This is a genomic window from Siminovitchia fortis, from assembly GCF_003605365.2.
Classification (GTDB): Bacteria; Bacillota; Bacilli; order Bacillales; family Bacillaceae_C; genus Siminovitchia; species Siminovitchia fortis.
On the sequence record NZ_QYTU02000004.1, the window covers coordinates 1 to 11309 of the forward strand.

The following is an 11309-nucleotide window of genomic DNA, read 5'->3' on the forward strand; positions in this document are numbered from 1 at the left end:
ATGAATTAATTAATGCAACGCTAGTGAAATCGCCTATATTCACCAACAGGGCGCCTTAGTGATGACAACGATTGGAACCAGTCAGGAAGGGGCAGATGAACAAACCATCCGGCAAATTGCCCTTCACGCCAAAATGGCCGGGGCAGATGTGCATCATCTTGGCGATGCCGGTTATCATGGGGTTGCCGTGCCTGAAAACATTTTTGCCTACTCCATCGCCATCCGGGGAAAAAGGCATACGTTCAGGCGCATGGCAGCTTCACCCTTACGGTAATCAGGCTGTTCAACAAGAAAGGAGTCAGAACATGCTAAAGAACTTGTTTAAAACAAAAAAAGAACTAGAGGTAAAAGCGCCATTGGAAGGAAAGGTGATTCCCCTGGCGGAAGTTCCCGATCCTGTGTTCGCGGAAAAGATGATGGGAGATGGCCTGGCCATTATTCCTGCCGGCGGAAAAGTTGTTTCCCCGGTGGATGGAGAGCTGGTCCAAATTTTTCCTACTAAACATGCCTTGGGATTTCGTACCAGACAGGGGGTTGAACTCCTGCTTCACATCGGCTTGGATACGGTCATGATGAAAGGAGAAGGCTTCCGGGTATATGTAGAGGAAGGGACCAAAGTTGAGGCCGGACAACTGCTGCTTGAGTTTTCACTGGAACTGGTTGAGGAAAAAGCAAAAAGTCCGATCACTCCACTTGTGATCACAAACGGTGAAGCGGTGGAGGAGCTGGAGCTGCACCTTGCTGAGCAAGCTATTCCTGGGGAAACAGTACTTATGAACGTACGGGGAAAATAGGGGACAACGATGAGTCGGCATATAAGGGATGCCGTGTTAACCCTGATTGGATCGACGTGCTGTTTGCTCCTGTTTCAACTGTGATGGGTGCCTTCATTTTGCACAGCATGAGGACCTTGGATTGGGTGCATAAACTGGGAGAAGCAGGAAAGGACAGGGACATCAATGGAGAAATACTTGCTGAAAAATGGAGAGTTTGTCATTGAAGGCCGTGTGCTCCCGGGAGACCTCTATATTCGTGATGGCTTGATCGAGCGCTTTGCCGTCAGAGGGGAACAGGGAGACGTACCATCTGACAGCACGTCTTATACCGTGCTTGATTGTAAAGGAGCCTTGGTGGGGCCTGGATTTATTGATCTGCATGTACATGGCGGGGGCGGGGCCGATGTGATGGATGCTTCCTGTGAAGCATTTGAGAAAATGGCTGCCACTCATGCCAACTATGGCACGACCCGTTTTCTGTTAACGACCGTAACCGCCTCCCATGAAGAGATTCTGGAAGTTTGCCACAAATATACGGAGTGGAAGAAAAAGTTGCCATTCATTCAAGAGCAGACGGCTATACACGGAATAGCAGATTTTGTAAAGTCAGACTCTGTCAGCGGAGCATTGCCCCTCGGCATTCATTTGGAAGGGCCTTATATTGCGGTGGAGCGAAAAGGGGCCCAAAACGAAGCCCATATCCGCCCTTTTTCGATGAAAGAGTTTACCGCTTACCAGCAGGCCGCCACTGGCGGCATTAAGATGATTACCTTGGCTCCGGAAAAATTGACTCACCCCGAGATGATTACCCGGCTGTGCCGGCAGGGCGTGCTGGTCAGCATCGGACATACCGAAGCTAACTATGAACAAACCCGGGAAGCTTTTCGCCTGGGAGCCTCTCATGTGACCCACTTGTGTAATGCGATGAACACCATTCATCATCGCGAGCCGGGACCTATCGTGTTTGCCTTGGAAACGGATGGTATCAGCACCGAGTTTATCGCCGATGGCATCCACGTCCATCCGGCGATGATCAGGCTGGCCTTGCGGGCGAAGCGAAATCAGGAAATCGCTGTGATCACGGATGCGATCAGCGCTACTGATTTAGGCAATGGCGATTATCACTTGGGAGGACTCCCTATAGTGGTAAAAAATAACACTGCCGTTTTGGCGGATGGGACGTTGGCGGGAAGTTGTCTTACGATGGAGCGGGCATACCGCTTTTTACATGAGCATATTACGTCCGATCCGGCGCTGCTGTTTCAAATGATGAGCACAACCCCGGCCCGGATATTAGGGATCCAGCAGTATTTTGGCAGTATTGCGGCCGGCAAAGTGGCCGATTTGGTCATTTTCCGCGGCAATCGGGTAACCGGGGTAATGGTGGCCGGCTGCTGGGTAAAGGGCGGCACCAGGAACTCCGCGAATTGAGCAAAATATCCTGAAGCAGCTGGTTTCGAGCAGCGGAATGTAGGCTCTTATATATAATCAGCATAGAAACGAGCCAACGAAGAGATTCGTTGCTTATCATTTGGCGGCTTTTTGAACAACTTCTACAAATGAAAAAGAAACAGGGAGATTGATTTCTATGGCAGAAAAAACATTTAAAGTAATGGCAGAGACCGGCATTCATGCACGTCCGGCAACGGTATTAGTACAAACTGCAACAAAATTTAAATCCGATGTGAATCTTGTGTATAAAGGGAAAAGTGTAAACCTAAAATCTATTATGGGTGTAATGTCCCTTGGTATTCCAACCGGCGCTGAAATCACAATTGTTGCCTCTGGCCCGGATGAAAATGAGGTGCTTGCTGTTCTAGCTGAAACAATGAAAGATCAGGGGTTAGGTGAATAATGATTCACAAGTTAACAGGTATAGGAGCATCAGAGGGTATTGCTATTGCAAAGGCCTATCTCCTGGAAGAGCCGGTATTAAAAATAGAAAAAATAGGTGCAGCAGATAAGGAAGCAGAAGTAAAGCGTTTTGAGGAAGCGATTAATCGGGCAAAATCCGAGCTGGAACAAATAAAAGAGCATGCAAATCGGAAATTAGGTGCTGATAAGGCAGAAATTTTTGCGGCACATTTGCTTGTTCTGGCGGATCCTGAGTTGATACAGCCTGTTAAGGTAAAAATCTGTGATGAGGGCATAAATGCTGAAGCTGCTTTAAAAGAGATCGCAGATATGTTTGTGTCCATGTTCGAATCTATGGACAATGAATATATGAGAGAACGCGCAGCTGATATTCGGGATGTAACCAAACGTGTCATGGCCCACCTGTTAGGTGTACAAATTCCCAATCCAAGTATGATTTCTGAAGAAATGATTATTATTGCCAAGGATTTAACACCTTCCGATACAGCACAATTAAATCGTCAATATGTAAAAGGGTTTGTGACAGATATGGGGGGCCGTACATCGCACTCCGCCATTATGGCCCGTTCCATGGAAATCCCGGCGGTCGTCGGTACAAAAACAGCATTGGCTGAAATCCAAGATGGTGCATTAGTCATCCTGGACGGTACAGATGGAAAGGTCATTGTCAATCCTGATGCTGATACAGTGAGAGAATACGAAGCGAAAAAGGCAGCTCATGAAGCGAAAAAAACGGAGTGGGCAAAGCTTTTACATGCACGTACAGTTTCAGCGGATGGATGCCATGTAAAACTTGCTGCCAATATTGGGACCCCTGAGGATGTAAAAGGTGTGCTGGAAAACGGTGGTGAAGGCATTGGCTTATTCCGCACGGAGTTTTTATATATGGGCCGTAACCAGCTTCCGACAGAAGAGGAACAATTTGATGCATTTAAAACGGTATTAGAAGATATGGAAGAAAAGCCTGTAGTAATTCGCACTCTTGATATTGGCGGAGATAAAGAACTGCCGTATTTAAACCTGCCTGAGGAAATGAATCCGTTCCTGGGATTTCGGGCGATTCGTTTATGCTTGGAACTCCCGGATTTGTTCCGTACTCAGCTACGTGCCTTGCTTCGGGCAAGCGTTTATGGAAATTTAAAAATCATGTTTCCCATGATTGCCACACTTGATGAGTTCCGGTCGGCAAAAGCACTTCTTGAAGAAGAAACGCAAAAACTTTTGTCTGAAGGCCAACGGGTAGCAGAAAAAATCGAGCTTGGGATTATGGTAGAAACTCCTTCTGCTGCTATTTTAGCTGATCAATTTGCCAAAGAAGTGGATTTTTTCAGCATTGGGACAAATGATCTAATCCAATATACAATGGCTGCAGATCGTATGAACCAGCGTGTTTCCTATCTGTATCAGCCATACAGCCCGTCGATTTTAAGAATGGTTAAAATGGTAATTGATGCCGCACATGCTGAAGGTAAATGGGCAGGCATGTGCGGTGAAATGGCAGGGGATGAGAGAGCAATTCCACTTCTCTTAGGCCTTGGACTTGATGAATTCTCAATGAGTGCAACATCGATCCTAAAAGCACGTTCCCAAATTCTTCTTCTTTCCAAAACCGAAATGAAGAGTTTAGCAGAAAAAGCCTTGCAAATGAAAACAACAAATGAAGTAATCGAAGCTGTAAAGGAAATTTTTAAATAGGGGACAGTCTCGCAAATGTGATAAGATCAAGCTCTCTGAAGGGGTAACAGTGCCTGAAACTTCGTCTACTAGAGAACGGAAGAGGTACCCCCTTAAAGGTGCACGCAGGGCTCCGCAATTTTCAAAACTTTAAAGGTTCTGTTCTGAGGTAATTTTGCTAGAGGGTTTGCCACGAGCTCGCTTCAAAGCAGACTACCAGTTTGGAAACATATTGTAGGAGCTCCTATTCCTAAGTCGGGAGCAGAGCAAGTGTTGGTTTATATTAGTGATAATGGCGGCGAAACGTGGGATGGGAAAGCTTTGTTTACGTTACAGTCAGGTAGTGTGAATCCTGACTGTAACGTAATTTGTTGAGAATTTTTGGGATGTTGTTCGTGAACTTTTTTCAAAATGACGTAGATCCCCGTAAAAGTTAACTAAGAGCGCTGTTTTTTGCTTAAGTGGTTCAAAAGAATCAACAAATGTATGTTCTCTTCGTTGCTCTCTCCATCACTAGTGCGCCCAGCATGGGCGCAGTCTATAGGGGGCAAGTCCCGAGCCGTGAAGGCAGAAGTAACGGTTAGCCTAACGCAAGGGTGTCCGCGGCGACGCGGAATCTGAAGGAAGCGGGCGGTGAACGCCCGTTCCCTTTTTAATATTTATCTTCCAGTTTTTCTATTAATTTATTTAACTCTTTTTCATTTTCCGTAAATGTCGGCTTTTCATTTATTGCATCAAAAACAGCTTTATTCGCAAATACTCGATCGTCACTCATTGCTGAATCGATGATTGTATAGATGTCTTCGGTATTAATCGTTTTATCATTGTAGGATGTTACTTCAAGTTCATAATAATACACATCATCTGACCAATAGAAATAACGATCATCCTCCCCGTTGTCTGAATACTCGATGACGCTATATCCATCAGCTGTCTGTTCCTCGCCTATCTTTTTATACAGGTCATCATTCACCCATAAACTTTCCTTATCTTTGATCCTGTAGGAAAGCTGATCTTCATCGCCAGTCAGGTAGGTAATGGTAGCACTGGAACCTAATGTATTATCAACCTCTACGACGGCAGCATAGATATCTGAACGATTTTTATTTACTTTTGGAAATTTAAGTTTGTCTATATCCAATGAAAACATATGATAAAAAGGATCGTATGCACCTTCCTCTTCTGTTTTCATTGATTTGCCCATAAGCTTCATCATCTCATTTGTATATCCTTCATCTGAATGGCCAGCTTTCACGATATAACTTGTACCGTTTTTATCTTCACCGGTAATGTAGTACGTATCTTCACCCGAAAACTCATAAGCGCCATACAATGCATCCAATGAGTCGTGATCAAGTTTTTCTCCGTTGGAGGTATCGATATGCCCATTATCGGATGTTAGATTAGTCGTTCCACCTTCAAAGAAAATGGAAGAAATGATATGAGGGTACGTGTAGCTTGCTCCGTATGAAAACTCATCATCCAAAGGATAATAACCGACACCTACTCGGCCATTTCGATAATCATCCGTTATGAAGCTTAATTTTAACACGTCTCTTTGACGATTCATTGCTTCTTCCAACATTGCTCGTTCATTTAATGGATTATTTTCATCGATAAGCGGTGCAGAGTTATCTTTTTCTTCAGCTGCTGTTACTTTTTTTTCTCGGTTTTCTGCTTGTGCTGATGATTCCTCGGATGTAGTTGATTCCTTCGATTCATTGCTACATCCAATAACGACCAATGCAGTGATAAGTAAAATGACTAACCATAAATTTTTCATATGTATCGCTCCAATTTGCGTTTTTTTTTGCCATGACATAGTGTTAGACTCAGCCCCCTATTTCGTTTCGTTTACATCTTTTAATAAAATACAGGAAGTGAAGTAAAGTATGGCAGGAATTAACGGGATAATGGCTTGGGGCTTTAAGATTAGTTCCCCAGTGGTGGCATAGACATACGCATGTGAAATGCTGTTTAAGACGATGACAGAGCAGGCGATATTCAATAAGCCTAGCACAAAAAAATAAACAAGCCATTTTTTCTTTAAGAACGAGTAATTTGGATGAAGCCAATCCAGTTGAGGGTGACTATACCTAAAAAAATGGCAACTATGATAATGATGGCTAGTTGGAATGGGTTGCCCCCCAATCTGCCAATGCAAGGATAAGAAAAGCAGCAGCGATTCCTATAAACGAATTTATGAGATTGGCAAGAAATAAACATATAGCCCCAATTTTCTTTTTCTGCTTCATAACCCCTCACTCATTTCAATAGATTTAATGGCGTCCTATAAATCTTACCATGAAACGGCTGTTCCCTAAAGGGCTTGGTTTTAAGCTACGGTGGCGGCGTTTTAGAAGTTTTGCCCGCGAAGTTGAAAAAATTCAGCCCCCAGATCTGCAATCGTTGGAGTAAAAGGTGATAAAAGATTTTCCAAGTAAGATTGAACCAAATCCTAAAAAACTCAAAAATTAAGAATCCGGTTATATCAGCATTTTTGAACAGAAAAAGGGCTTCCAAAAGTCGAAAAATTGACTTTTCGGACAGCCCGAGAATGATTTTACTGCTCCATTTGCTTAAACCCTTTAGGCAAGATATACAAAAACAACATTAAAAAGAGAGCCACCACAACACCACCCAGTGCCCAAGGGAGCCAAGCGGCGGATGAATCATCATTGTTAGGTGTCTGTTGCGGCAAAGGATTTTCTGTATCAAACAGTCCAATATGACTTGCTATCATTTCAGTTGTGACTTTATCTTCTCCTGTGAAAGAGAGGGTATGAATCATTTCATCGTATTCTTGTTCTCGTGGTTGATCGAATTGTAACTTACGCACTTCTTCAGGTACCGGCTCTTGTGCCTCTTCTGAAGTGAAATCTTTTCGTAAATTGGACCGGATTTCATGCTCTTGGTACTCAGCGGGATCCGTACGCGCAGGTTCTTCCGCCCCAAAAGAGACGGAAGAAAATCCTATAAGGAACACTGCTGCTACACCACAACAAACAGTCAAACGTTTAAACTTCATATTCCTCTTCCTCTGCTGAATGACGTAATTGTTGATTTTTGTAAATGTGTTTAGCTACCATTATTGCGATCGAAAAGCAGGTGATGGCGACTAGTACCGCAGCACCTGGCAAGAATAGGCTTTTTTCTTGATGTTGAATGGATATGAATAGTTCGGCGATCGGGTTATTGGAACTAAAGTTTGGCAACGCCATATCAAGGAGCGGAGTGGTAAATAGGAAAATGATTAAAGTGCTCCCGAGTGCTCCTATCCATGGTCCGATCATGAGCATTAAGCACATCACCCCTGATGTAGCCAGAACAAGCAGTACCGTAATAATGGACCATTGAATGGCTTGTGCCTCCGACATTTTATAGATATTAAGCCCGTATATGCCAATGATTAATCCAAGAGCAACAGATAAAATGACATATAGTGATAGATGCACAGGGATAGGCAAATTCCTATAATGGTGGGCCAAATATCCAATCAGCAGGCTGACAAGCAAAATAATCACAAGCATGACAACCGGTGGCGTATTCGGTTCGGCAGGTCCTTCCACTTGTTCTCCGGCAACGTTGACCGGGTTGGATAAGTGTTTGTAAACGTAGTCGTTGTAATAGCCATCGTTAATCGCATTATGAAGGATGTCATTCAAATTGTCGTGTACAAGTTTTGTTGTATCCACACTTTTTTTCCATCGGGTATTTAGATCATCAGATTTGCTTTGGACACTTGAGACTTGTCCAAACATTTCTTCCGTTGACCCAATCAAATCGTCTTGGTGCTTGCTAAGAGAGGATACTGCATCGCCAAGTTGTTTGACCTCCATTAGAGAAGCTTGATAACTCACCTGCACAAGGTGGCCGTCAAGGCCCTCGATTGGCCCAGCTTCAATTTCGATTGGTTTGCGGTTACTCTTTATTTGCTCTAAAGCGTTGCCCGCGTGTACATGCGTTTCATTAACCAATGATAAAATATGCTGTTGTTCTTCTTTTATTTTAGCACTTAGATCATTGAGCAGGGTATTCGTATCTTCAAGAAGAGTATCCATTTCGGTACGTGCATCTGTAGAGAATTTCTGGAATTGTTTAATATCCTTGGTTAAGAACATAAAGGATGTCACGTTTTCTTGTGACTCAAGGATTTGCTCTCTTAACTCTCCCATACGAGCAAATTGCATAATCGCCGCATCTGCATGTTCCCGATTTAAAGTGCTGCTAGAACGATAGTTTTGCAGGGTTAGTTCAAGCTCGGAAAGTAATCCGTAATAATCCATCAGTAAGTCAGGATCACGATTTTGGATAGAGTCCCTAAAGCGAGACGCAAATTCATCTGCAGGTTTAGATGATAAAATCTGCTGTTCGCGCTGCTGAATTTTGTCTATCAATAAGCTCGGCAGCGCCTCTGTACTTTCTTCTAATTGATCCACGTAGCGCTGCAGTTTTTCTAAATAGTCGACATAACTAGATACGAGATCGTGATTGTTTTTGATGTTTGTCTTTTGGCTGTTCAATTCATTTTCTAGCTGATCAATAAGAGCAATTGCTTCTTCCCAGGTCGTATACGGAGAACGGCCATCTGGTTGCTGTGGTTCTTCTGGCTGTTCAGGCTGTTTTTCTGAATCCCTTTTATTGTCTTGGTCATTATCTTCGGACTGCCCTAATGTGTCTTCTTGTCCGGGATCGTCGTCCGGTTCACCCGGTGATCCAGGTTTAGTTTCTGGCTCTGGCACTGGATCAGGCTTAGGCTTCTCTTTTTCCGGTTCAAGCTTGGTAAGCAATTCTTTTATGGATTCGATTTTCCTCTGTACCTCGTCAAGCGTACTTGGTTGCAGCCCATTCAATTCATCTTGTGGTGCACTTGGCCGCTGTTGCTCACCGGGAGTTTTTTGAGTCAGGTCCTTACGTTTAACGAGAGTTGATTCCATTTTAGTTAAAAAGGCATTCAAATCGTCTTGCTGATTGTAATTTGTAATGACATCTATGTATGACTGCGGCAGGAGGTCAACTTCCTGATTTAATGCCTGAAAAGAGGTGCTCATATTCGCTTCAAAGCCTTGCATTTGTTGATCAAGAGTGCCTAGCCCAACACGAATTGTTTTCAAATAGTCGTATACGCTGTTCCCTTCATTTTCTAATTGTGGCTGAAAGGGCTCTTGGCCTTCTCTGACCCGTTTCTCACCATCTTCTAATAATGTGTTGAACTCGACGGATGCTTCATTTATCAGCTGTTCATTATGAAGATCGATTAATTGTAAGGAATCTGCCGCATCTGCTTGATAAGCCAGGTACGTGTCGATATTATTCGTGAGCGTTTCAAAAGCTTTTTCTGCTTCCGTCAAGCTGGTTTGTGAATTTCCTGCAATACCTGCCGCTTCTTTCGAGTTGAAAAATAGCTGCCTTAAGCGCTCACGCTGGCGATCAATTTCTTTCCCAAGTTCTTGTGAGCTAGGCGCGTAAAACGAATACATTTCATTTAAGAAATCGATCTCTTTGTCTAGTATTTTACCAAAGTTCGTTTGAACTTCGTTAATTTCTTCACTCACATAACGCCAATACATGGCTGTAACTTGCCCGTTCAGCTTTTGTTGGGCGGCTTCCAGCTCTTTTTGGACACGTTCTTGGTTTTTCGCGTTTAGGTGTGGCGATATCTCAAAGCGAATATTGGTGATTCTCGGTACTTCCTCCTTAAATGACATAATGTCACGTGAAAATGAGGAAGGAATATAGATGATAGCATCGTATTCCTTGTTTTTTAGCCCTGATTGAGCGGCGGGCCGGCTGACAACAGGCCATTCGTACTCAGAATCACCGCCTTCAATCGTTTGAATCGCATCTTGTCCTAGCGTGACGAGGTCATCTTTTGCTTGAAGAAAACCATCATCTTCGTTAACTATTGCGATTTGCTCTGTCGTGTTTTTTGGACGAAACATTGGTTCAGGCCCAATGTAATTAAAAAAGCCGATGGGTATCGCAGCGATGATTAGAATGGCGATGAGTAGGCTGATGACACCGTTTTTCTTGCTTCTCACAGTCTACAAATCCTCCTTCTTTATATGATTATCACGACTGTATGTCACGATTTCCTTATTATCGTAACAGAAACAACAATTGATAAAAACATCATTTTGTGTGAAAGTATAAATAAATGGAAAATATTAAGAGGTTAATCATGATTATGAGAGTGGCAGCGAAGCAAAATATTGGAGTTTTAGGGACCATATCGGCTAGATTGGGGAAAGATTAGATCCGAGATTCCTGAATATACCCAAAAAAGGTTGACACCGCAATAATTCCACTCTTACAATAATTATGTATTTATAGAAAAACCGAAATTTTTAGGAGGGGTTTTTTCATGGCACAAATTCGTATGACACCAGATGAATTACGCACCGAGGCAAATGAGACTCGTGCGGATGCAGCATCGTACCAAGAGCTACTTCAAAGAGGAGATGCACGTATTATGAAGCTGGGCTCTACTTGGGAAGGGGAGGCATTCCAAGGATTTGCCGAACAGTGGCAAGACAAACGGAAGCATGTAGAAGAGCTTATCCAGTTGTACGAAGAGCTGGGAGCACAAACGGATGATATTGCGAACGTTGTGGAAACAACAGACCAAGAAATCCGTAGCCGCATTGGATACTAATTCATTTTACGAAAGCGCAATCGCGATTCATGTTATTGTGGATTGTGATTGCTCTTTCTTTTGAGAGAGGTGTTTTTGTGTACATAAAAGTAACGGTTGACTTGCGTAATTATTCAGAAAAGGAAATTGATTTGCGTCTATCCGACCAATACACTGTGCGCAAGTTCATCGACATTGTGTGGGAAGTTGAAAAGCTGAATCAACAGCGGCGAGAGGGGGATTATATCCGGATTGAAAACAAAGCGCGGATACTTGCGGGAGATCAGATCCTGGGAGACCATGGTGTCACAAATGGTGACCGTTTAGTGATACTGTGAACATCGGCCATA

Annotated in this window: 9 protein-coding genes and 1 pseudogene; 7 read left to right on the forward strand and 3 right to left on the reverse strand. The window is 43.4% G+C overall.

Annotated elements, in window-relative coordinates; translation table 11 throughout:
• Positions 1-40 precede the first annotated feature (40 nt).
• From D4N35_RS03205 to ptsP, 5 genes and pseudogenes are all read left to right on the forward strand, one after another.
• Positions 41-274: pseudogene (locus D4N35_RS03205) on the forward strand (DUF7916 family protein); the annotation flags it as partial.
• A 31-nt stretch (positions 275-305) separates the two neighbouring features.
• Positions 306-794 (forward strand): PTS sugar transporter subunit IIA, encoded by a 489-nt coding sequence (locus tag D4N35_RS03210; RefSeq protein ID WP_120069901.1) that lies wholly within the window; start codon positions 306-308, stop codon positions 792-794.
• A 165-nt stretch (positions 795-959) separates the two neighbouring features.
• Positions 960-2207: an N-acetylglucosamine-6-phosphate deacetylase gene (gene nagA / locus D4N35_RS03215; RefSeq protein ID WP_120069904.1), complete on the forward strand. Its 1248-nt coding sequence runs from the start codon at positions 960-962 to the stop codon at positions 2205-2207.
• 157 nt (positions 2208-2364) lie between these two features.
• Positions 2365-2631: a phosphocarrier protein HPr gene (locus tag D4N35_RS03220; RefSeq protein WP_120069908.1), complete on the forward strand. Its 267-nt coding sequence runs from the start codon at positions 2365-2367 to the stop codon at positions 2629-2631.
• The gene (gene ptsP / locus D4N35_RS03225; RefSeq protein WP_235870274.1) at positions 2631-4346 is read left to right on the forward strand and encodes a phosphoenolpyruvate--protein phosphotransferase; all 1716 of its coding nucleotides are present in this window, start codon (positions 2631-2633) and stop codon (positions 4344-4346) included. Before D4N35_RS03220 ends, ptsP begins: the two co-directional genes overlap by 1 nt.
• 631 nt (positions 4347-4977) lie before the next feature.
• On the opposite strand, the gene D4N35_RS03230 is transcribed toward ptsP, so the two are convergent.
• The 3 genes from D4N35_RS03230 to esaA all read right to left on the reverse strand — a co-directional run bounded on the left by D4N35_RS03230 (position 4978) and on the right by esaA (position 10366).
• Positions 4978-6147, reverse strand: a complete 1170-nt coding sequence (locus D4N35_RS03230; RefSeq protein ID WP_120069911.1) for a hypothetical protein — start codon at positions 6145-6147, stop codon at positions 4978-4980.
• A 741-nt stretch (positions 6148-6888) separates the two neighbouring features.
• Positions 6889-7353: a YueC family protein gene (locus D4N35_RS03235; RefSeq protein ID WP_120069914.1), complete on the reverse strand. Its 465-nt coding sequence runs from the start codon at positions 7351-7353 to the stop codon at positions 6889-6891.
• Complete coding sequence (esaA, locus tag D4N35_RS03240) at positions 7343-10366, reverse strand: type VII secretion protein EsaA (RefSeq protein WP_120069917.1); 3024 nt, start codon at positions 10364-10366, stop codon at positions 7343-7345. The genes D4N35_RS03235 and esaA overlap by 11 nt, the downstream gene beginning before the upstream one ends.
• A 323-nt stretch (positions 10367-10689) precedes the next feature.
• On the opposite strand from esaA, the gene D4N35_RS03245 reads away from it, so the two are divergent.
• The gene (locus D4N35_RS03245) at positions 10690-10980 is read left to right on the forward strand and encodes a WXG100 family type VII secretion target (protein ID WP_120069919.1); all 291 of its coding nucleotides are present in this window, start codon (positions 10690-10692) and stop codon (positions 10978-10980) included.
• 77 nt (positions 10981-11057) lie between these two features.
• Entirely contained in the window at positions 11058-11297 is a 240-nt protein-coding gene (gene yukD / locus D4N35_RS03250) for an ESX secretion system protein YukD (protein ID WP_120069921.1), read from the forward strand.
• The last annotated feature ends 12 nt before the right edge of the window (positions 11298-11309 follow it).

Bases quoted from the DNA above. Each gene is read 5' to 3' on its own strand.
- D4N35_RS03210 (WP_120069901.1), top strand. From the start codon at position 306: ATGCTAAAGAACTTGTTTAAAACAAAAAAAGAACTAGAGGTAAAAGCG.
- nagA (WP_120069904.1), top strand. From the start codon at position 960: ATGGAGAAATACTTGCTGAAAAATGGAGAGTTTGTCATTGAAGGCCGT.
- D4N35_RS03220 (WP_120069908.1), top strand. From the start codon at position 2,365: ATGGCAGAAAAAACATTTAAAGTAATGGCAGAGACCGGCATTCATGCA.
- ptsP (WP_235870274.1), top strand. From the start codon at position 2,631: ATGATTCACAAGTTAACAGGTATAGGAGCATCAGAGGGTATTGCTATT.
- D4N35_RS03230 (WP_120069911.1), bottom strand. From the start codon at position 6,147: ATGTCATGGCAAAAAAAAACGCAAATTGGAGCGATACATATGAAAAAT.
- D4N35_RS03235 (WP_120069914.1), bottom strand. From the start codon at position 7,353: ATGAAGTTTAAACGTTTGACTGTTTGTTGTGGTGTAGCAGCAGTGTTC.
- D4N35_RS03245 (WP_120069919.1), top strand. From the start codon at position 10,690: ATGGCACAAATTCGTATGACACCAGATGAATTACGCACCGAGGCAAAT.